General features: G+C 71.0%; 19 protein-coding genes. 14 read left to right on the top strand and 5 right to left on the bottom strand.

The window, feature by feature from the left end:
* The first annotated feature begins 188 nt into the window (after positions 1-188).
* Complete coding sequence (locus BLQ49_RS13740) at positions 189-2,363, top strand: FUSC family protein (RefSeq protein WP_244507580.1); 2,175 nt, start codon at positions 189-191, stop codon at positions 2,361-2,363.
* 135 nt (positions 2,364-2,498) lie between these two features.
* Here BLQ49_RS13740 and BLQ49_RS13735 read toward each other — a convergent pair whose 3' ends face one another.
* Positions 2,499-2,729, bottom strand: coding sequence for a hypothetical protein (locus BLQ49_RS13735; protein WP_091716460.1), 231 nt, complete (start codon positions 2,727-2,729; stop codon positions 2,499-2,501).
* Between the two features lie 483 nt (positions 2,730-3,212).
* Here BLQ49_RS13735 and BLQ49_RS13730 point away from each other — a divergent pair, with 483 nt between their 5' ends.
* The 7 genes from BLQ49_RS13730 (at position 3,213) to BLQ49_RS13700 (ending at position 8,851) form a co-directional block, all read left to right on the top strand.
* A complete protein-coding gene (locus tag BLQ49_RS13730) occupies positions 3,213-4,103 on the top strand; it encodes a serine hydrolase domain-containing protein (RefSeq protein WP_244507579.1) in 891 nt (296 codons plus the stop codon).
* Positions 4,104-4,177: 74 nt separating this feature from the next.
* Positions 4,178-4,786, top strand: a complete 609-nt coding sequence (gene pth / locus BLQ49_RS13725; RefSeq protein ID WP_091716458.1) for an aminoacyl-tRNA hydrolase — start codon at positions 4,178-4,180, stop codon at positions 4,784-4,786.
* Positions 4,787-4,831: 45 nt separating this feature from the next.
* Positions 4,832-5,059: a hypothetical protein gene (locus BLQ49_RS13720; RefSeq protein ID WP_091716457.1), complete on the top strand. Its 228-nt coding sequence runs from the start codon at positions 4,832-4,834 to the stop codon at positions 5,057-5,059.
* On the top strand, positions 5,043-5,498 hold the full coding sequence (locus tag BLQ49_RS13715; RefSeq protein WP_091716456.1) for a PIN domain-containing protein: 456 nt from the start codon (positions 5,043-5,045) through the stop codon (positions 5,496-5,498). Before BLQ49_RS13720 ends, BLQ49_RS13715 begins: the two co-directional genes overlap by 17 nt.
* A gap of 15 nt (positions 5,499-5,513) precedes the next feature.
* Positions 5,514-6,611, top strand: a complete 1,098-nt coding sequence (ychF, locus tag BLQ49_RS13710; RefSeq protein WP_091716455.1) for a redox-regulated ATPase YchF — start codon at positions 5,514-5,516, stop codon at positions 6,609-6,611.
* A 148-nt stretch (positions 6,612-6,759) separates the two neighbouring features.
* Positions 6,760-7,749, top strand: a complete 990-nt coding sequence (locus tag BLQ49_RS13705; RefSeq protein ID WP_091716454.1) for a MaoC/PaaZ C-terminal domain-containing protein — start codon at positions 6,760-6,762, stop codon at positions 7,747-7,749.
* 58 nt (positions 7,750-7,807) lie between these two features.
* The gene (locus BLQ49_RS13700; RefSeq protein WP_091716453.1) at positions 7,808-8,851 is read left to right on the top strand and encodes an aldo/keto reductase; all 1,044 of its coding nucleotides are present in this window, start codon (positions 7,808-7,810) and stop codon (positions 8,849-8,851) included.
* Between the two features lie 7 nt (positions 8,852-8,858).
* Here the strand turns inward: BLQ49_RS13700 and mtnA are convergent, their stop codons facing one another.
* Entirely contained in the window at positions 8,859-9,962 is a 1,104-nt protein-coding gene (gene mtnA / locus BLQ49_RS13695; RefSeq protein WP_091716452.1) for an S-methyl-5-thioribose-1-phosphate isomerase, read from the bottom strand.
* A 168-nt stretch (positions 9,963-10,130) separates the two neighbouring features.
* Here mtnA and BLQ49_RS13690 point away from each other — a divergent pair, with 168 nt between their 5' ends.
* From BLQ49_RS13690 to BLQ49_RS13665, 6 genes are all read left to right on the top strand, one after another.
* Positions 10,131-12,782 (top strand): DNA translocase FtsK, encoded by a 2,652-nt coding sequence (locus BLQ49_RS13690; RefSeq protein WP_091716451.1) that lies wholly within the window; start codon positions 10,131-10,133, stop codon positions 12,780-12,782.
* A gap of 444 nt (positions 12,783-13,226) precedes the next feature.
* A complete protein-coding gene (locus BLQ49_RS13685; RefSeq protein ID WP_091716450.1) occupies positions 13,227-13,715 on the top strand; it encodes an Hsp20 family protein in 489 nt (162 codons plus the stop codon).
* 129 nt (positions 13,716-13,844) lie between these two features.
* Positions 13,845-14,393 carry an Hsp20/alpha crystallin family protein gene (locus tag BLQ49_RS13680; protein WP_091716449.1) on the top strand — a complete coding sequence of 183 codons (549 nt, stop codon included), beginning with the start codon at positions 13,845-13,847 and terminating at the stop codon, positions 14,391-14,393.
* Positions 14,394-14,492: 99 nt separating this feature from the next.
* On the top strand, positions 14,493-14,906 hold the full coding sequence (locus tag BLQ49_RS13675; protein WP_091716448.1) for a hypothetical protein: 414 nt from the start codon (positions 14,493-14,495) through the stop codon (positions 14,904-14,906).
* Positions 14,907-14,920: 14 nt separating this feature from the next.
* Positions 14,921-15,265 (top strand): hypothetical protein, encoded by a 345-nt coding sequence (locus tag BLQ49_RS13670; protein WP_091716447.1) that lies wholly within the window; start codon positions 14,921-14,923, stop codon positions 15,263-15,265.
* A gap of 25 nt (positions 15,266-15,290) precedes the next feature.
* Positions 15,291-16,073, top strand: coding sequence for an NADH dehydrogenase ubiquinone Fe-S protein 4 (locus BLQ49_RS13665; protein ID WP_091716501.1), 783 nt, complete (start codon positions 15,291-15,293; stop codon positions 16,071-16,073).
* 190 nt (positions 16,074-16,263) lie between these two features.
* Here BLQ49_RS13665 and BLQ49_RS13660 read toward each other — a convergent pair whose 3' ends face one another.
* From BLQ49_RS13660 to BLQ49_RS13650, 3 genes are all read right to left on the bottom strand, one after another.
* A complete protein-coding gene (locus BLQ49_RS13660) occupies positions 16,264-17,304 on the bottom strand; it encodes an aldose epimerase family protein (RefSeq protein ID WP_091716446.1) in 1,041 nt (346 codons plus the stop codon).
* A gap of 4 nt (positions 17,305-17,308) precedes the next feature.
* On the bottom strand, positions 17,309-18,583 hold the full coding sequence (locus tag BLQ49_RS13655) for a nuclease (protein ID WP_091716445.1): 1,275 nt from the start codon (positions 18,581-18,583) through the stop codon (positions 17,309-17,311).
* 146 nt (positions 18,584-18,729) lie between these two features.
* On the bottom strand, positions 18,730-19,659 hold the full coding sequence (locus tag BLQ49_RS13650) for a hypothetical protein (RefSeq protein ID WP_244507578.1): 930 nt from the start codon (positions 19,657-19,659) through the stop codon (positions 18,730-18,732).
* Positions 19,660-19,698: the final 39 nt, after the last annotated feature.

Raw genomic sequence — 19,698 nt, 5'->3', positions numbered from 1 at the left:
CTTGGCCCCTCCCCGCAAGGGGGAGGGACAAGCGCGTTCTCCTGGGAGCGTCCAGCTTCGGAGAGACGTGTGAATCCGCAAGCCTGCACAAGGGAGAGCCCGGGGCAACGGAGGCCGTGGCCATTCCACCCCGGCGCACGAAAGGGCTTGCGCGGCCGGGCGGATCCGGACAGGCCCGGTTCCGGTTCATGCCGGGGCGTCACGCCCGCGTCCGGAGACCGCGCTTGGCCGCCCCGAGTCCGACAGCATCCCGTCCCCCCGCATCGCCACCCACGCGCGACCGGCGCCCCCGGAGCGCCGCCGGTCGGGGCAGCCTGAATCGGCCCGGCGGCGACCTCGGGCGCCTGCCGACCGGCCTCGATCTGCGGAACATCCGCCTCGTGGAGGGCGTGCGCGCCGCCTTCGCGTTCGGCGTCGTCATCCTGATCAACATCTGGCTGCAATGGCCGCCGCTGCTGACCATGGCGCTCGCCGCCAACCTCGCCTGCTTCTGCGACACGGGCGGGCCGATGCGGGCGCGCCTGCGGGTGCTCACCGCCTTCTCGCTCCTCGGCGGCCTGCTCTGGGCCGGGCTCGGCCTGATCCAGCCGTTGGGGCTGCCGGTCGTCGTGCCGGTGGCCTGCGCGCTGATCTTCGCCTGCTCGTATGCCCGCGTCTGGAGCGTGCAGGCGCAGGCCGCCGGCAATGTGCTGGTGGTGGTCCTGTGCATCGCCCTCGACCGGCCGCTCACCCTGGCGCAGGCGGGCACCACCGTGGTGATGTTCGCGGCCGGCGGCCTCTGGGCGACGTTCCTGGCCCTGGTGATCTGGCGGCTACACCCCTACCGGCCGGCCCACCGGGCGGTGGCCGAGGTCTGGCGCGACCTTGCGCGGCTCTGCGGCGACCTCGAACGGCTGGTCGCCCTGCCGGAGCCCGACACGGCGGCCTTCGACGGCCACGCGCGCGGCCACCGGCGCGGCGTGCGCACGAGCATCGAGACCGCGCGGACCATGATCCTCGACCTCGCCCGGTCCCGGGAGCGCGTCTCGGACCGGACCGCCCAGGCGCTCCTGCGCCTGGAGAGCGCCGAGCAGATTTTTTCGGCCTTGATCGCAGTCAGTGAGCTGATCGACAGCCGGCCCGACGCGCGCCGTCGTGCTCTCGCAAAGATCTTCCTGCGGCGCCTGCGCCCCCTGCTGGTGACCATCGCGCGGGCGATCCGTTACGATGTCGATCTCGACATCGCCCGCCTGGAACACTCGATCGCCCGGGCCGCCGAGGGCCTGTCGGAGGATCCGACCCTGGCGCGGCTGGCCGAGCGGATCGTCGGGCGCGTGCGGATCGGCGCCAAGCTCTCGACCCCGGAGGGCTATCGCCCCGGCGGCACGCTGACCGAGGGCGGCCGCATGGACCGCTGGACCCGCTATATCGAGCCGCTGCGCCAGAACTTCACCTTCGCGTCGCCGAACCTGCGCCACGCGCTGCGGGCGAGCACCGTCGCGGCCCCGGCCCTCGCCGCGACGCTGACCTATGCGGGCGCCTTCACGCACTGGCTGGTGATGACCGTGGTGCTGACCATGCAGCCCTTCTACGCGGCGACGTGGCAGCGGGCGCTGGAGCGGATCGGCGGCACGGTGCTGGGCGGCCTCGTGGGGGCGGTGCTGGCCTATTACGCCACGACCCCGCTCGCCGAGGCCGGGCTGATCCTCGTGCTGTCGATCGTCGGCTTCGCGGCGCGCCAGATCTCCTACGGCTTCTTCATCGCCTGCCTGACGCCCCTGGTGGTGCTGCTGGTGGAGTTGCTGGAACCCGGCCACAGCTCCTGGGAGATCGTCGCCATGCGGGGCGGCTTCACGGTGCTGGGCGGCGTGATCGCGGTGGCGAGCTGCCTCGTTCTGTGGCCGATCTGGGAGCCCGATCAGGTCCGCCAGGAATTACGGCGCGCGCTCAAAGCCCATGCGGCCTTCGCGGAGGCCGTGCTGGGGGCCGCCGCCGGGCCGGACCGGGAGGCCGCAATCCTGGCCGGCGCCCGCGCGGCCGGCCTCGCCCTCAACGACCTGGAGGCCGCCCTGTCACGGGCCCTGCAGCAGCCCCGGGCCGGGCACCATCCGGAGGTCGAATCCGCCCTGGTGGCCGACGCGACCCTGCGCCGGATCAGCGCCCGGCTCACCGTGCTGCGGCACGCCCCCGAGGCCGTAGACCCGGAGGCCGAGGCGTGGCGGGCGTGGATCGCCGCGACTCTGGCGGCTCTGGGCGAGGACCGGCCGCTGCCGGAGCGGCCCGCCCTCGACCGGGGGCAATCGCTCACCCGGCTCGTGAGCCAGGTGGATCTCTTGGTCGGAACCCTGCGGCCGGGGGAGATCCGCGGGGGCACGCCTGTCTGACACGGCCGTGTCCTGGTCTCGAAAGGTCGAGACCTTTCGCGGGTCCAGGGCAGAGCCCTGATAAACGTCTCAGGGTTCCACCCTGAGAACCCGCCAACGGGCTTCCGCCCTTTGGAAACCCGGATCCTGTTCGCCTCAGAACCGCGGCAGGGCGTTCGCCGGGCCGCCGGCATGGGGGCCGGCGTAGCGGTAGGCGAGCGGCCGGCCGTAGGGGGCGGGGACCTGCGACGCCACCGCGCCGTTGCCGATCCAGCCCGAATAGGCCGAGGCGGGATAGGGCGAGTGCTTGGAGTCCAGGCCCTGCGCGAGGGCTGGTGTGGCAACCGCGGCGACAAGAGCGGCAGCGGCGAGTATGCGGATCGTCATGATGATCTCCGAACGTGTTCGGTTGACTTCAGCGGGACGTCATCCGGTCAATCGTGTCGGGTGAGGAAGATCGTCGTCGTCATGGACGGACTGGCGGTCTCGATCGCTCGGCTTTGCTTGGCCGATGGTGACTTCTCAACCGAAATACTCTGCTTCCGGTTCGCGTATTGCTGTGCGTTGGCGCACGGGACCCGCCGGGAGGGTTTCTCGACGCGGATCGCGGCCGACATCCTTTCTCGGGTTGCTGGAGCGGGATAGAAGATCCGCCGCCCCTTTGCGTCGAATTCCGGGCTCGGCCAAATGCAAGATCGTACAGGAAACCGAAACGCCGATTCTGGTCGGCCACGTGACCTGACCGTAACCTTGCAATTACGCAGGCCTGCATCGCGGCGTGGGGTTTTACTGGGGATCCTGGCTTGCTCGTCAGCCGCGGTCGCGGCGGGTCATGACGAGCGCGACGCGCCGGGATGGCGAGACGGGGCGTTGCAAGCGCTCGCCGCGGAGATCCGAGCGGAGGGTGTCACGGCCTTCCTGATCCTTCGGCAGAACCGCCGCATCGCAGCCTGGGGCGACACCGCCCGCAGGGTCAACGTCGCCTCGATCCGAAAGAGCCTGCTGAGCGCCCTGTACGGGATCCCGGTGGCGGCCGGCCGCATCCGGCTCACCAGCACGCTGGCCGAACTCGGCATCGACGACCTCCCGCCCGGCCTGACCCCGCTGGAGCAGCGCGCGACGGTGCGCGACCTCCTGATGGCCCGCTCGGGCATCTATCACCCGGCCGCGTCCGAGACCGCCGACATGCGCCGCAAGCGGCCGCCGCGCGGCAGCCATGCCCCGGGCTCCTTCTGGTACTACAACAACTGGGACTTCAACGCGCTCGGCACGATCTACCGTCAGGCGACCGGCGAGGACATCTTCGCGAGCTTTGCCCGGCGCATCGCCGAGCCGATCGGGATGGAGGATTTCTCCGCCGCGGACGGGCGGTCCGTCAGCGAGGCGGCGTCCCGGCATCCGGCCTACCGGTTCGATCTCTCGGCGCGGGATCTGGCCCGCTTCGGCCAACTCATCCTCGGCGGCGGCCAGTGGCAGGGCCGGACCCTCATCCCGGCGGACTGGCTCGGGGAGTCGACACGCCCTTACTCGCGCACGGATCATGACGATCTGGGCTATGGCTATCTGTGGTGGACGCTCGATGCCGAACGGTTCGGCCCGGATGCCGTGATGGCCTCCGGCTATGGCGGCCAGAAGCTCGCGATCCTGCCCGCCAAGCAGCTGGTGGTGGTGCAGCTGGTCGAGAAGCGGGACGGCCCGCACCGCGACCGCACCGCAATCTTCCTGGACCGGCTAGCGCGCATCCTGGCGGCGGCGCCGTAGGCGCAGGAGGGGTGCGTCCGGCGGGGAAGCGTGCCACAGACCGCGCCGAACGGATCCTGCCGGAAGCCCTGGACATGAAGTTGATCGTCGGCCTCGGAAATCCGGGCGCGCGCTACGCGGGCAACCGGCACAATATCGGCTTCCTGGCCGTCGACGCGATCGCCCGCCAGCACCGGGCGAGCCCGTTCCGCCACCGCTTCCAGGGCGAGGCCGCCGAGGTGGTTCTCGGCACCGAACGGGCGATCCTGCTGAAGCCCTCGACGTTCATGAACGAGTCGGGCCGTGCGGTCTCGGAGGCGCAGCGCTTCTACAAGATCCCGCTCGGCGACGTGATCGTGCTCCATGACGAACTCGACCTCGCCCCCGCCAAGCTGCGGGTTAAGCTTGGCGGGGGCAATGCCGGCCATAACGGGCTGCGCTCGATCACGGCGCAATGCGGCAACGACTATCGCCGGGTGCGGCTCGGCATCGGCCATCCCGGCGACAAGGCGCTGGTGCACGCTTACGTGCTCAACGACTTCGGCAAGGCCGAGCAGCCCTGGGTCGAGGATCTCGGCCAAGCGGTGGCCGACCACGCCGCGCTGCTGGCGGCCGGCGAGGATGCGAGCTTCCAGAACAAGGTCCACCTCGCCATGGCGGGCCGCGGCTGGGACGAGGTGAAGACGCTGGGCGCGAAAAATTGACACGCAAACACGAGGACACGCTATGGATCGGCCTCGGAGGCTGCCATGAAGAACGTCACCGTGACGATGGATGAGGCCCTGCTGCAGCGGGCGCGTATTGCTGCTGCGCGCGACGGCAAGAGCCTGTCGCGCTTCATCGCCGAGGCCGTGGAGCAGCGTGTCGGCCGGCCGCTGACGCAGCGGGAGGCGCTCGAACGCTTCCTGGCCGGCCCTCTCATGAATCTGACGGACGAGAACGGCAAAGCACCCTCGCGCGATGAACTTTACGATTGAACCGATCTTCATCGACACGAATGTGCTGATCTACGCACGCGACGATCGCAGCGCCGACAAGCGGGAGCGCGCACGGGCGTGGCTGGCTGCCATCACGGATTTGGGCTGCGCGCGTACGAATCTTCAGGTTCTCAACGAACTCACGCGCTGGATCCTCAAGAACGAGCCGGGGCGTTCGCTGGGCGACATCCAGAACGAGGTCGAGACGATCGGGGCCTGGGGAGCGCGCCCAACCGATCAGGATGACACCGAACTGGCGTGGCTCGTTCGCAAGAATCTCGGCTATCAGTGGTTCGATTGCCTCCTGGTGGCTGCGGCCCAGCTCGCCGGATGCCGCTACTTCCTGACCGAGGACATGGCGCATGGCGCGGTGTTCGACGGCCTCACCCTCATCAACCCTTTCCGCACGTCGCCCGACGATGTGCTGCGACGAACCTGATCACGGAACGGACCCATGGGCTTCAAATGCGGCATCGTCGGCCTGCCGAACGTCGGCAAGTCGACCCTCTTCAACGCGCTGACGCAGACCGCGGCGGCCCAGGCGGCCAATTACCCGTTCTGCACCATCGAGCCGAATGTCGGCGAGGTGGCGGTGCCGGATCCCCGGCTCGACGACCTCGTCCGCATCGCGGGCTCGAAGGAGAAGATCCCGACCCGGCTGACCTTCGTGGATATCGCCGGGCTGGTGCGCGGTGCCTCCAAGGGTGAGGGCCTGGGCAACCAGTTCCTGGCCAATATCCGCGAAGTCGACGCCATCGCCCACGTGGTCCGCTGCTTCACGGATGGCGACGTCACCCACGTGGAGGGCAAGGTCGATCCGGCCGCCGACATCGAGACCATCGAGACCGAGCTGATGCTCGCCGACCTCGACAGCCTGGAGCGCCGGGCCGTCGCCCTGGAGAAGAAGGCCAAGGGCGCCGACAAGGAGGCCAAGGAGACCCTCGACCTCGTCAACCGGGCGCTGCCGCTCCTGCGCGAGGGCAAGCCGGCCCGCCTCGTGGAGCGCAAGCCCGACGAGGAGAAGCTGTTCCAGTCGCTCGGCCTGATGACGGCGAAGCCCGTGCTCTACGTCTGCAACGTCGACGAGGGCGATGCCGACAAGGGCAATAACTATTCGGACGCGGTCTTCGCCCGCGCCAAGGCGGAGGGCGCCGTGGCCGTGGTGGTCTCGGCCAAGATCGAGAGCGAGATCGCCGTGATGCCGGAGGCCGACCAGGCCGAGTTCCTGGAGGCGGTGGGCCTCGCCGAGCCGGGCCTCAACCGGGTGATCCGCGCCGGCTACGATCTCCTCGGCCTCGTCACCTACTTCACGGTCGGCCCCAAGGAGGCCCGCGCCTGGACGATCACCAAGGGGACCCGCGCCCCGGGGGCGGCCGGCGTGATCCACTCGGATTTCGAGAAGGGCTTCATCCGCGCCGAGACCATCGCGTTCAAGGACTACACGGCGCTCAACGGCGAGGCCGGCGCCCGGGACGCCGGCAAGCTGCGGTTGGAAGGCAAGGAGTACGTGGTGCAGGACGGCGACGTGCTGCATTTCCGCTTCGCCAACTGAGTTCGGCTCCCCCCGTCATCGCGCGCGCAGCGAAGCAACTCAGCGCAGCGCGCGCTCGGCGAGCGTGGCGCCGCTGGATTGCTTCGCTGCGCTCGCAAAGGCAGCGTATCCCGATCCCCTGCCCTGCCGGCCAACGAGGCGCGTTGCCATGCCCGATCCCGCCTTCGAAGATTTCTCCGTCGGCGACGTGATCGTCGGCGAGCCGCTGACGGTGACCCGCGACGCCATCGTGGGCTTCGCCAAGGCGTTCGACTTCCAGCCGTTCCATCTCGACGAGGCGGCGGCGGAAAGAACCTTTGCGGGCCGGCTGATTGGTTCGGGCTGGCACACGGCCGCGCTCGGCATGCGGCTGCTCCAGCAGGGGCCGTTCCGGGGCGGCTCGTCGCTCGGTGCGCCGGGGATCGACGACTTGCGCTGGCTCGCGCCGGTGCTGCCGAATGATGCCCTGACGCTGACCTTCCGGGTCCTCGGCCTGCGGGATTCGGCCTCGAAGCCCGGCCTCGGCTTCGTCACCGCGGAGGTCGCCCTCGGCAACCAGCGCGGTGAGACGGCGCTGACCCAGCGCTTCACCTTCATGCTGGCCCGCCGCGGCACCGATCCCCTGCCCCCGCGCCCCGTCGCGATCGGCGAGCCCGGCCCCGTGACGGAGCCGGAGGATGCCGAGCTCCTGCCGTTCCTGCGCGATGCCGAGATCGGCGCGACCCGCGACCTTGGCCCCTACCCGTTCAGCGCCGAGGCGATCATCGCGTTCGCGCAGGCCTACGACCCGCAGGCCTTCCACCTCGACCCCGAGGCGGCCGAGCGCAGCCATTTCGGGGGCTTGTGCGCCTCCGGCTGGCACACGGCCGCCGCCTACATGAACCGGCTGCTCACCACCCGCGCCCGCGACGAGGCCTACACGGCCGCGCGCGGACCCGTGCCCGAGGCAGGCCCCTCCCCCGGCTTCAAGAACCTGCGTTGGCTCAAGCCCGTCTATGCGGGCGATACGGTGCGGTTCAGCGCCAAGCTCACCGACAAGCGCGCCTCGGCCTCGCGGCCTGGTTGGGGCCTAGCATTCGCCCGCAACACAGGGGTGAACCAGCGCGGCGAGCCGGTCTTCGCCTTCGACAGCGCCGTGTTCCACCGTTGGGAACCCTGAGCGCACCGCACGTCGTCCCGCGCGTTGTCGCCCTGGGCAGGAACCGGATCAGACGCGCATGTACCAGAAGAAGCTCGGCAACACGGGGCTGTTCGTCTCGGAACTCTGCCTCGGCACGATGACGTTCGGCGGCGGCGCCGGGATGTGGCGTCAGATCGGCGCCCTCGATCAGGCGGAGGCCGGGCGCCTCGTCGGACGGGCGATCGAGGCCGGGATCAACTTCATCGACACGGCCGATGTCTACGCGGAAGGGCTCTCCGAGACGATCACGGGCCAGGCCCTGCGCGACCTCAAGGTCCCGCGCGACAGCGTCGTCGTGGCCACCAAGGGCTACGGGCCGACGGGGCCGGGCGCCAACGCGAAGGGTGCCTCGCGGCTGCACCTGATCGACGCCTGCAAGGCGAGCCTCAAGCGGCTCCAGCTCGATCACATCGACCTCTACCAGATCCACGGCTTCGACCCGGCAACCCCCATCGAGGAGCAGGTGCGCGCCCTCGACATCCTCGTGCAGCACGGCCATGTGCGCTACGTCGGCGTCTCGAACTGGGCGGCGTGGCAGGTCGTCAAGGCGCTGGGGATCAGCGCGCGGGCCAGCCTCGCCCGGTTCGAGACCCTGCAGGCCTATTATTCCATCGCGGGCCGCGACCTGGAGCGGGAGATCGTCCCGATGCTGCGCTCGGAGGGGCTCGGCCTTCTGGTCTGGAGCCCGCTGGCCGGCGGCCTGCTCAGCGGCAAATATTCCGAGGGCGCCGGTGAGGGCCGGCGCGCAAGCTTCGATTTCCCGCCGGTCGACCGCCCCCGGGCCGAGACCTGCATCGCGGCGATGCGGCGGGTAGCGGAGGCTCGCGGCGTCTCGGTGGCTCAGGTGGCGCTCGCTTGGCTCCTGCACCGCGAAGCGGTGACCAGCGTCATCGTGGGCGCCAAGCGCCTCGACCAGCTGGAGGACAACATCGCCGCGACCGAACTCAGCCTCACCGGCGACGAACTCGACGCCCTGGACGCGGTGAGCGCCCTGCCCGCCGAGTATCCGGGCTGGATGTTCGAGCGGCAGGGCGCCCGGGCGCAGCAGCTCGCAGAATCCGGCCGGCCCGGCGTCCGGTGACGGCCCCTCACGCCGCCTGTCGGCGCTCCGGGTAGAGCCCGTACAATCCTTCGGCGCTCGCGTCGCACACGCCGCGCTCGGTGATGATGCCGGTCACCAGCCGGGCCGGCGTCACGTCGAAGGCTGGGTTGGCCACGGGGCTGCCGGGCGAGACCACTTCGATCGTGGCGAAGCTGCCATCGGCCAGCCGCCCGGTCATGTGGGTGACCTCGCGCCCGTCGCGCTCCTCGATCGGGATCTCCTTCACGCCGTCCTGCAGCGTCCAGTCGATGGTCGAGAAGGGCAGCGCCGCGTAGAACGGCACGCCGGTGTCGTGGGCGGCGAGCGCCTTCAGGTAGGTACCGATCTTGTTGCACACGTCGCCGCGCGCCGTGGTACGGTCCGAGCCGACGATGCAGAGATCGACCTGCCCGTGCTGCATCAGGTGGCCGCCGGCATTGTCGGCGATCACCGTGTGGGGCACGCCGTGGCCGTTCAGCTCGAAGGCCGTCAGCGCCGCCCCCTGGCTGCGCGGCCGGGTCTCGTCGACCAGCACGTGGACCGGAACGCCTTGTTCGTGGGCAGCGTAGACCGGCGCCAGCGCCGTGCCCCAATCCACCGTGGCAAGCCAGCCGGCATTGCAGTGGGTCAGCACCGTGATGGGCCTATCGCCACCCTTGGCCTTGTGCAGGTCGGCGATGATCTGGCCGCCATGGGCGCCGATCGCCCGGCAGCTCGCAACATCCTCCTCGGCGATGCGGCCGGCCTCCGCGAAGGCGCGCTCGAAGCGCTCGTCGGGCGCCACCTGCCGCAGGTTGGCGGCGACCCGGTCCAGCGCCCAGCGCAGGTTGACCGCGGTCGGCCGCGTGGCGGCGAGCGTGGCCACCGCCCGGTCGATCCCGTCATGGGAGGCATCCGCCCGCATGGCGAGCGCCAGCCCGTAGGCCGCGGTGACGCCGATCAGCGGCGCGCCGCGCACGATCATGGTGCGGATCGCCACGGCGGCGTCGTCCAGCGTGGCGAGGCGCTTCAGCTCGAACGCGAAGGGCAGGCGTGTCTGGTCGATCACCTGGACGCTCACCCCATCGGGGTCCGGGAAGATCGTGCGGTAGGGCTGGCCGTCGATGTTCATAGCCGAACCTGTGCCACAGCGGGGCGGATTTTGCACCCTCGCGGGCCGCACCGCGACGGCCTGGGCACGCGCAACCGGCGACCGGTCAGGCTTCCTCAACCTTAGCGGCTCGTTAAGGCGGCCGTGCCTAGCCTCAGGGGTAAGTTCCCGTTCCGCGTCCGGTCCCGCATGCGCTCGCTTCGCCGTCCCGCATCGCCCTACGATACCTTCGTCGACAGCGTCCGCCCGTTCCTGGGCAAGCGCCTGACGGAACTCGGCGGGCTCGTGCTGTTCACCGGCGCGGTGGCGCTGACCGTGGCTCTGGCCACGTGGTCGATCGACGACCCGAGCCTGAACCACGCCACCGACCATGCCGCCCACAACGTGCTCGGCCAGCCGGGCGCCGTGGTGGCGGATCTCTGCATGCAGATCCTCGGCCTCGGCTCGCTCGCCTTCGTGCTGCCCCCGGCCCTCTGGGGCGTGCGGCTGATGCGCGAGCGCGACCTGCCCGATGGCGGAATGCGCATCGCGCTCTGGATCATCGGCTTCTGCGCCGCGAGCGCGGTGGCGAGCGCCCTGCCGCCGACGACGCGCTGGCCGCTGCCCACCGGCCTCGGGGGCGTGGCCGGCGACGGGCTGCTGTCGATGGCCCGGGTGATCGTCGGGGCGGTCTCGTCGGCCGCCGCCCACCTCGTCGGGTTCGTCTACGCGGCGGTGGCGATCCTCAGCCTCACCGGGGCCTGCCGCTTCGGCGCCGTGGAGGAGGAATCGTTTCACGATGAGCCCTATCCCGTCCGCCGTCCGCCGGTCAGGAACCGCGACGAGCGCGAGGATGCCGACGAGCCGGGACTCGGCCTCGTAGGGATCGGCGCTCTGGCGCAGGGCCTGATGCGGCTGCGCCTCGCGGCGTCCGACCGGATCGCCGGGTGGCGGTCGGGCCGGGCCGAGCCCTTCGACGGCGCCTCTCCGGCGCTGGCGGCCCGGCGCGCCTTCACGGATGCGGACCTGCCCTGGGCCGACCATCTGCCCGAAGGCGCCCAGCCCGGTACCGGCCGGCGCGAGCCCGTCTTCGACGCGCCGGACGCTCTGCCCGCCGATGCGGCATCCGATCCCTCGGCGATGCCGCACGATGATGGGTTCGAGACGGCGCAGCGCCCGCAGCCCCAGCGCGCGCCGCAGCGCCCCCAGCCGCCCCAGCCCGAGCCGACCGCCTCCCGGGTCGCTCCGCCCGCCCCCGCACCGGTGGCAGCCCGCCGCGCGCCGGCGCCACCGGTCCGGCCCGAGGATTATGCCCTGCCGGCCCTCGACCTGCTGGCGGCACCCCGCGGCCCGTCCCAGGCCAGCTTGGTCTCGGCGGATGCCCTGGAGCAGAATGCCACCCTGCTGGAGGCGACGCTCGGCGACTTCGGCGTGCGCGGCGACATCCTGGCGGTGCGGCCCGGCCCGGTCGTCACCCTCTACGAACTCGAGCCGGCGCCGGGCACCAAGTCCAGCCGCGTGATCGCGCTGGCCGACGACATCGCCCGCTCCATGTCGGCCGTCTCGGCCCGTGTCGCCGTGGTCCCCGGCCGCAACGCCATCGGCATCGAGCTGCCGAACGAGACCCGTGAGACCGTCTATCTGCGCGAGCTGCTGGCCTCGACGGATTTCGCCGAGAGCAAGCACAAGCTGGCGCTCTGCCTCGGCAAGAACATCGGCGGCGAGCCGATCATCGCCGACCTCGCGCGCATGCCGCACCTGCTGGTGGCCGGCACCACCGGCTCGGGCAAGTCGGTGGCCATCAACACCATGATCCTCAGCCTGCTCTACCGGCTGAAGCCGGAGGAGTGCCGCCTGATCATGGTGGATCCGAAGATGCTGGAGCTGTCGGTCTATGACGGCATCCCGCACCTGCTCTCCCCGGTGGTGATCGACCCCAAGAAGGCGGTGATCGCCCTCAAGTGGGCCGTGCGCGAGATGGAGGAGCGCTACAAGAAGATGTCCAAGATCGCCGTCCGGAATATCGACGGCTACAACGCCCGGGTCGCCGAGGCGGCCGAGCGCGGCGAGGTGCTGACCCGGACCGTCCAGACCGGCTTCGACCGCCATACCGGCGAGGCGGTGTTCGTGGATGAGGCGATGGACCTGTCGCCGCTGCCCTACATCGTGATCGTGGTCGACGAGATGGCCGACCTGATGATGGTGGCCGGCAAGGACATCGAGGGCGCGATCCAGCGTCTGGCCCAGATGGCGCGGGCGGCGGGCATCCACCTGATCATGGCGACGCAGCGCCCGTCGGTGGACGTGATCACCGGCACGATCAAGGCGAACTTCCCGACCCGGATCAGCTTCCAGGTGACCAGCAAGATCGACTCGCGCACGATCCTGGGCGAGATGGGCGCGGAGCAGCTGCTGGGCCAGGGCGACATGCTGTTCATGGCCGGCGGCGGGCGCACGACCCGGGTGCACGGGCCGTTCTGCTCGGACAGCGAGGTCGAGACCGTCGTGGCGCATCTGAAGCGCCAGGGCCGCCCCAGCTACCTCGACGCCGTCACGGCCGATGACGAGGAGGGCGCGCCCGAGAAGGGCGGCAAGGGCAAGGCCGGCGCGGCGGAGTTGGAACTCGACGGCGCGGTGTTCGACCAGGGCTCGTTCGGCGAGGCCGGCGGCGACCTCTACGAGCAGGCCGTGCAGGTGGTGCTGCGCGACCAGAAGGCCTCGACCAGCTACATCCAGCGCCGCCTGCAGATCGGCTACAACCGCGCGGCCTCGCTGATGGAGCGGATGGAGGTGGAGGGGATCGTCGGACCGGCCAACCACGCCGGCAAGCGCGAGATCCTGATGGAGGACGCGGTCGGCTGAGGAGCGCCGGGCGGTGTCGCGTCCACGGCACCTATTCCTCCGCAGAGCTACGCTGTTCACGCTTCGCGGGCCGGGGCGCGCGCTCCTCCCCCTTGTGGGGATGAGGTGGGGGTGGTGCAGACGACACCGCTGCGCCTCATCCTGAACCACCCAAACCCCTGGCTCCTCCCCACAAAAGGGAGGGGAAAAACGCCGGCTCTTCAGAAAGCAGGGGTCGAACCCAGACGCATGAATCCGCAAGCTCGCAGCGGGGCAGAGGACCCGCATCCGATCGCTTGATGCGGACCCCGGCATCCGGACCACGAAAAATTTCGTCCTCTTGCGGAACCCACACGCCACCCACACGTTACGCGCGTGCGAGGCCCACAAACGGGCTCGCAGGAGGGCGCCGGCCACGGTGTCCGGCGTCGCTTGTAGTCACGTTGCTCAGTGGAGGATGTGGTTATGAGGACTTACGACGTTTCGCCCCTGTTCCGGTCGTCCGTCGGGTTCGACCGCCTGTTCGATCTGCTCAACCAGGCCGAGCGCGTCGAGCCATCCGCCGCCTGGCCGCCTTACAACATCGAGAAGGTCGCCGAGGACCAGTACCGCATCACCATGGCGGTCGCCGGCTTCACCCCCGATGAGATCGAGCTGACCCAGCAGGACACCACGCTGCTGGTGTCGGGTCAGAAGGCGGGTCAGGAGGGCGAGAAACAGTACCTCTACCGCGGTATCGCGGCGCGCTCCTTCCGCCAGACCTTCAATCTGGCCGAGCATGTGAAGGTGGTGGGTGCGTCCCTGGAGAACGGCCTGCTCACCGTCGCGCTGAAGCGCGAGGTGCCGGAGGCCCTGAAGCCCCGCCGCATCGCGATCGGCGGCACGACGGCCGTGGCCGGTCAGGACAACGCCCCGGCCCAGATCGGCCGCGAGCGCGAGGCCAAGGCGGCCTGATCCGGCATCCGCTGGCCCGGGCCCCGCCGGGGCCGGACGGATACCCCGGACGACACTCCAGACGACACTCTCTTGCGGGTCCCCGGACCCGGGGCCCGCTCCTGCAACACCTGCAATGGAGAGAGCACCATGAGCGTGAGAGATCTGATTCCCTGGAACCGCAGCACCAGCAGCCCGGTCCCGGCCGGCCTGTCGAACGAGCCGGCCAGCCCGTTCCTGGCGCTGCACCGCGAGGTGAACCGCCTGTTCGACGACGTGTTCAACGGGTTCGGCGTCCCGAGCCTGGCCGGCTCGAACTTGGCGGGCTCGACCTTGGCGGGCCGGAGTTTCGGCTGGCCGAGCGTCGAGGTTGTGGAGGCGGATGGGGGCCTGCGCGTCTCAGCCGAGTTGCCCGGCCTCGACGAGAAGGATGTCGAGCTCCTGGTCGAGGACGGCGTGCTCACCCTGAGGGGTGAGAAGCGCGCTGAGACCACCGACAAGGAGCGCGGCTATACGGAGCGCAGCTACGGCCGCTTCGAGCGGTCGATCGCCCTGCCCTTCACGGTGCAGGAGGACAAGGCCGAGGCGACCTTCCGCAACGGCGTCCTCACCGTGACGCTGCCCCGGGCAGCCGATGCGCCGGAGCGACGCCGCCGTATTGCGATCAACGGCCAGGGCGCGCCGGCCTCCAAGCACTGAGCGCCGCCGGGGCGGTTTGAGACGGAACGCATGACGCGGCGGCCGGCGCCCTCCAGGGCGCGCCGGCCGCCCCAGCCTTTGCCCGCACGGGAGGATTTCATGCAGCAGATCGACACCCATCCCATTCAGGCCGGTATCAATCGGCTGGGCCCGGTGGCGGCGGCCAATCTCCGGGCGCCGGCGGTCGACCCGTTCGAGGCCTTCGTAGCGCCGGGTGACGTCTTCCGACATCCGAGCGAGGTGCTGACCTATCCCGGCCTGTCGTCGGCCGAGAAGCGGGCCGTCCTGGCTTCCTGGGCCTCCGACGCCCGGGCGGTCGAATCCTGCCCGAACCTGCGCTGCCTGCCCGGCTGCCGGGCCGAGCCGGTCCCGGTCGATGAGATCCTGGAGGCGCTCCAGGCCCTGGACGAGGACTCGCCCATACCCGCGGCGCCGCGCCGGCCCCTGTTTCCCGCGGCCTTCACCAGCCGCTGGGGCGGTGGGGAGGTGACGCCCAGCTCAGCCCTGAACTGATCCGGAGGCGTACCATGGCGACGTTCAACCTGAAGGATCGACGCCACGTCCCGTGGCCCTCCCGGCGGGACAGGAACCGTGCCCCGCTGGAGGCGGTGAACAGAACCGTGCTGGTGAGCTGGCTCCTGTCTGCCGTGCTGTGTCTCGCCCTTGCGGCGCCCTGCCCGCCCCCGGTCCTTCCCTGGGTGACGGCCGGGCTCCTGAGCCTGTCGGGCTTCGGCTGGCTCGGCATCGCCCTCACCGGGGACGAAAAGCCGGCCGCCTCCCCGCACCTGACGGCCTGGGACGCCGCGTTGCTGTCCTTCGCGGCGAGCTTCGGTGTGCAATCCGCGGCGCGCCTCGGGCTCCTCGGAGCCTGAGGGCGTCCTCGATGTGGAGGCTGTCATGCAGGATAGGAACGGACATCGCGAGATCGGACATCGTGAGATTGGACTTCGCGAGATCGGACTTGGACATAACGGACCGCCGCTGGGGATCGTCGCCGCGTCCTGGCTGGCTGGGCGCCAGGCGCTGATCCACCGGCGCAAGCGGCCGGTCGAGACGGCAGGCCGCGCCCGGGAGGGGGATTGGGTCCTTACCTTCGAGCGCGAATCGCCACCGGAGATCGAACCTCTGATGGGCTGGACGGGCGGCAGCGATCCCCTCGCCACGGAGGTGGAACTCACCTTCCCGACCCGGGCCGGGGCAATCGCTTACGCGGAGCGCCAGGGCCTCGATTATCGCGCCGAGCCCGAGGCGATGAGCCCGATCGGACCCCGGCCAGTCGCGCCGCCAGTCCCGACCTGGCGCCCGGGCCGGCGCCGCCCGCCCCGGGGCGAGCCGCCGCGCGGGTCGGCCCAAACCCTGCACCGGGATGGGCCGCGGATGCCGGATCTGGAGCGGGCCCTGGTCAACCCGGCGGCGGTGTTCGACAGCCCCGCGGCGGTGCTGGGCCATCCCTGGCTTCACAGGACCTGCAAGCAGGAGATCCTGCGGCGCTGGGCCTGGGACGAGTACCTGAAGGAGGTGGCAGCCGCCGAGGGCATGGCTGAGGGCGAGCCGTCGCGGCTCGACGCCGTGAAGGCGGCTCTCCTGGCGCTCGGCGAGAGCTGGCGCCCGCATCCCGCCGCGCCCGCGGCCGCGGTTCCGGTCATCGCCGAGACGGATCTGGAGCGTGCCGCCGCTTGAGGTCGGCCTGTCGGGTCGCAATCGATACCGAAATGCACCCGCAAGGTGGCCCGCCCCTCAGCGTGATCGTGACGGCGCGCATCGACGCCGAGCGGTGCAGGCCGCCCTGCTCGCACAGGGTGCGCATCGGCTGCACGCCGCGGGGGCCGGCGAGGTGGGCTCGCGCTCCGCTGAGGACGATGCGGCGCCCCTACACCACGGAGAACCGGAACTCCGTGGTGGTCGCAAACGTCTCGCCGGGCCGCAGCACCGCGGAGGGAAAATTCGGGTGGTTCGGGGCGTCGGGAAAACCCTGTGTCTCGAAGCAGACCCCGTCCCCGGAACGATAGATCCGGCCGGACGGCCCGATCAGGGTGCCGTCGAGGTTGTTGCCGCTGTAGAGCTGCAGCGCCGGTTGCGTGGTCCAGACCTCGAGCCGGCGCCCGCTGCCCGGATCGGTGCAGGTGGCCGCCGGCCGCAGCGTCCCGGCGGGTTCGCGTAGCGCGAAGGTGTGGTCGTAACCCTTGGCGTAGGCGAGTTGTGGATCCCCGGTGCGGATCCGCTCCTCCAACGTCCGCGGGGTGCGGAAATCGAACGGCGTTCCGGCGACCGGCTGGAGCGCACCGGTCGGGATCTGGGTCGCATCGGTCGGCGCGAAGGTGTCGGCCTCAAGCTGCACGACGTGGCCGAGGACGCTGCCCGCCCCCTCCCCGGCAAGGTTGAAGTAGCTGTGGTTGGTGAGGTTCAGGATCGTGGGCCGGTCGGTCACGGCGGCGTAGTCGATCCGCAGCACACCCTCCGCCCGCAGGCTGTAGGTCACGCGGACATCGAGGTTGCCGGGAAACCCCTCCTCCCCGTCCGGCGAGCGCCGGCTCAGGACGAGGCGCGTCGCATCGGACTGGTCCGTCCGCCACAGGCGCTTCCCGAAATTCAGCGGGCCGCCGTGCAGGGTGTTGGGCCCCTCGTTCACCGGCAGCTGGTAGTCGTGCCCGTCGAGGCTGAAGCGCCCGCCCGCGATACGGTTGGCGTAGCGTCCGACGATCGCGCCGAAGCTCGGGCTCACGGTCTCATAGCCCTCGAGCGTCGCAAGGCCGAGCACGACGTTGGCCGGACGGCCAGCGCGATCGGGAACCTCGATCGCCGTGACGGCCGCGCCGAAATCGATGATGGCGACCCGCAGGGCGCCCCGGCTCAGGACGTGGCGGACGACCGGTTGGCCGTCCGTCGTCGTCCCGAAGAATGGGCTCGGCATTCCTCTAGCGCTTCCAGACGCCGAGCCGCTCGCTCCGAGCGTGATCCTCGGCCGCGACCAGTTCGGGGCTCGCCTCCGGGGAGGCACGGCCGCCGCCGTTGAACAGCACCACCTCGGAGAGGTCGCGCCCATCCACGAGGCAGTTCATGGTCGTGCTGCCGGAGGCGGGCTGGCAGGTCACCGGCCGGCTGCCGATGTAGCGGGCGAGTTCCTCGGCTTGGCCGCCCCGCACCCATTCGACGCCGAACAGGTGCACGACCTTGCCGCCGACCTTGAGGGTCGCGGTATCGATCACCTGGGCCTGTCCGGCCACGGCGTTCGGTGGCAGCGGCGTGTCGGGCTCGGAATCGCCGCCCGTCTCGGGCGGCGGCGTCACCGTGTCGGGGGCAGCGGCGGGCGCGCTTTGGGAAACGCCGTTCGGGGTGCCACTCGGAGCGTCCGGCCGGGACGTGGCCGGAGCGGCCGGGCGTTTGGATTCCGGAGCTGGGTGTTCCAGGACGAGCCCCGCGGCGACCACCGCCGCCAGGGTACCGATCCCCGCACCCACCAGCAGGCGGCGGTGCCGGCGCGCACCCTCATCCTCGTGGCCTCCGCCGAAGCCGATCCGGTCGCGCAGATGGTCCAGACTGCCGCGGACAGCCTCGCCGAACCGGCCGGGTCCGGTGTTCCAGGCTGGCTCTACGCCGGCAATCGGCGCGGATGTCTGCGCAGGGCCGGCCTCGGCGGCAGCCTCAGCGGGGCGGGCGAACCGGCCCCGCAGGGTCGTCCGCAGGGTGGCGAACCGGCCGGCGGCGTTCTGCGCCAGGACCCGGCCCTGCTCCGACGAGCGCTCCGCCAGGGAGCGGGCCCGTTCGGACTGGGTGCCGACGAAGCGCGCGGTGGCGGCCTTCATCTCGTAAGCGCCGGTCAGCAGCGCCGAATCCCGGGGCTCCTCGCCGGGCGCCGGAACCGGGTCAACCTCGGGCTCGGGCGGCAGGAACAGGGCGGGATGCCGGGCGTGCAGGTCCGCCACGAGATCCGCCAGGGTCATCGGCTCGGACGTGCCGTCCCGCAGGCGGAGGTTGCCCTGCCGGTCGAGCACCCGCGGGCCGGCCCCGTCCGAATCGGGGGCGCAGGCGGCCTCGGCCAGGAGCTCGAGGGTCCGTACCGCCACGGGGCGCGGACGGGCGCGGACGATCTCGGCCCGGATCGCCGCGCGCAGGGCGAGGCGGCCGGGATCGTCGAGGGCCGGACGGTCCGGCTCCACCTCCTGTTTCCCCAACACGGTCGAAGACGTCATCCACCCGATCCCGGCATCAGCCACGCGACCCGAGCCCATCGGCCGGACCCACGCGGAAGCGCCAAACAAAACGTCCGATCACCGGGATTTATCCCCTCGGCCGTCCCCATGCACCCGCTCAGCAGCGGGACGATGATGGTGGCTCTTTACGCCTTGCCAGGCGAAGCAGCCAGGGTTCCGGCCTGGATGCTCCGCCGCAGGACCCGGCCGGTCTCCCCGAGGATGTAAGGCCGCGTGCCCGCAAAGCCCACTTCCAGGACAAGTTCGGCCTCGCCACTGGAAACGGCGCCGCGCCCCGGATTGGCCGTGCGGAAATCGACGCGCGTGCGGATCGTGCAGGTCTCGGCATCGCAGGCGGCCTGCATCGCCCGCGGCTCGTAGCGCCGCTCGGGCCAGCGCTGAACGAAGCTGCGCTTCTCGGCCACAAGCCCCGCCGTTGTGATCGGCCGACCGTAGAACCGCACCCGCGTCGCGTAGAACTGGGTCGCGGCCCCCACCATGGTGTCGCCGGAGCCCGAGACGGTGGCAAGATAGCGGGCCGTCAGCGCCCGGGCGGCAGCGGCGCGCTCGGCTGAGGCGCCCGGCGCCGCGCCGAGGGCAGCCGGCGTCTCGGCAAGCCGGTGTGGGCGGCGGACCTCGTGATGCGCGGCATGCCGGGCCTCGTGGCGCACGTCTTCGCGCGCTTCCTGGCGGCGCAGGCCCGCCCGGACCGGCGGACGCTCCAGGGCGGCTGCTCGCTTCGAATCCGGCACCCGCGTCGCGGCCGCCTTCGGCAGGGCATCCTCACCCGGCTCCGGTCTGGCAGCTTGACGGGACGGTGCGGCAGCGCCTTCGGGCTGGATCTTCGCCTGCGCAGTGCTGGTATCCTGGACACCGGAATCCTTCACCACGCCCTTCGCCGCCTCCTTGGCCGGCTCCTTGGCCGCAGCCGACACGGCGGCCCGCGGCGGCGGGTCGACCCAGCCGCTCCGGCCCGCCGGGCCCTGCTGCTGAGCCGCGGCGGTGCCGGCGAGGGCGAGCGGCAGGATCAGACCGAGGGCAAGGGTCTGTGGTCGTGCGGGGCGGGTGGCGGACATCGGTGCCTTCCTGGCGGCCGGGGCGGGCATGAATGGGAA

Source organism: Methylobacterium phyllostachyos (assembly GCF_900103445.1).
GTDB classification, from domain to species: Bacteria; Pseudomonadota; Alphaproteobacteria; order Rhizobiales; family Beijerinckiaceae; genus Methylobacterium; species Methylobacterium phyllostachyos.
This window is presented reverse-complemented; position numbering and strand designations above follow the sequence as displayed.

What these genes read in the sequence shown, in the direction of transcription:
- BLQ49_RS13740 (WP_244507580.1), top strand. Translation starts at nt 189, where the DNA reads ATGCCGGGGCGTCACGCCCGCGTCCGGAGACCGCGCTTGGCCGCCCCG.
- BLQ49_RS13735 (WP_091716460.1), bottom strand. Translation starts at nt 2,729, where the DNA reads ATGACGATCCGCATACTCGCCGCTGCCGCTCTTGTCGCCGCGGTTGCC.
- pth (WP_091716458.1), top strand. Translation starts at nt 4,178, where the DNA reads ATGAAGTTGATCGTCGGCCTCGGAAATCCGGGCGCGCGCTACGCGGGC.
- BLQ49_RS13720 (WP_091716457.1), top strand. Translation starts at nt 4,832, where the DNA reads ATGAAGAACGTCACCGTGACGATGGATGAGGCCCTGCTGCAGCGGGCG.
- BLQ49_RS13715 (WP_091716456.1), top strand. Translation starts at nt 5,043, where the DNA reads ATGAACTTTACGATTGAACCGATCTTCATCGACACGAATGTGCTGATC.
- ychF (WP_091716455.1), top strand. Translation starts at nt 5,514, where the DNA reads ATGGGCTTCAAATGCGGCATCGTCGGCCTGCCGAACGTCGGCAAGTCG.
- BLQ49_RS13705 (WP_091716454.1), top strand. Translation starts at nt 6,760, where the DNA reads ATGCCCGATCCCGCCTTCGAAGATTTCTCCGTCGGCGACGTGATCGTC.
- BLQ49_RS13700 (WP_091716453.1), top strand. Translation starts at nt 7,808, where the DNA reads ATGTACCAGAAGAAGCTCGGCAACACGGGGCTGTTCGTCTCGGAACTC.
- mtnA (WP_091716452.1), bottom strand. Translation starts at nt 9,962, where the DNA reads ATGAACATCGACGGCCAGCCCTACCGCACGATCTTCCCGGACCCCGAT.
- BLQ49_RS13690 (WP_091716451.1), top strand. Translation starts at nt 10,131, where the DNA reads ATGCGCTCGCTTCGCCGTCCCGCATCGCCCTACGATACCTTCGTCGAC.
- BLQ49_RS13685 (WP_091716450.1), top strand. Translation starts at nt 13,227, where the DNA reads ATGAGGACTTACGACGTTTCGCCCCTGTTCCGGTCGTCCGTCGGGTTC.
- BLQ49_RS13680 (WP_091716449.1), top strand. Translation starts at nt 13,845, where the DNA reads ATGAGCGTGAGAGATCTGATTCCCTGGAACCGCAGCACCAGCAGCCCG.
- BLQ49_RS13675 (WP_091716448.1), top strand. Translation starts at nt 14,493, where the DNA reads ATGCAGCAGATCGACACCCATCCCATTCAGGCCGGTATCAATCGGCTG.
- BLQ49_RS13670 (WP_091716447.1), top strand. Translation starts at nt 14,921, where the DNA reads ATGGCGACGTTCAACCTGAAGGATCGACGCCACGTCCCGTGGCCCTCC.
- BLQ49_RS13665 (WP_091716501.1), top strand. Translation starts at nt 15,291, where the DNA reads ATGCAGGATAGGAACGGACATCGCGAGATCGGACATCGTGAGATTGGA.
- BLQ49_RS13660 (WP_091716446.1), bottom strand. Translation starts at nt 17,304, where the DNA reads ATGCCGAGCCCATTCTTCGGGACGACGACGGACGGCCAACCGGTCGTC.
- BLQ49_RS13655 (WP_091716445.1), bottom strand. Translation starts at nt 18,583, where the DNA reads ATGACGTCTTCGACCGTGTTGGGGAAACAGGAGGTGGAGCCGGACCGT.
- BLQ49_RS13650 (WP_244507578.1), bottom strand. Translation starts at nt 19,659, where the DNA reads ATGTCCGCCACCCGCCCCGCACGACCACAGACCCTTGCCCTCGGTCTG.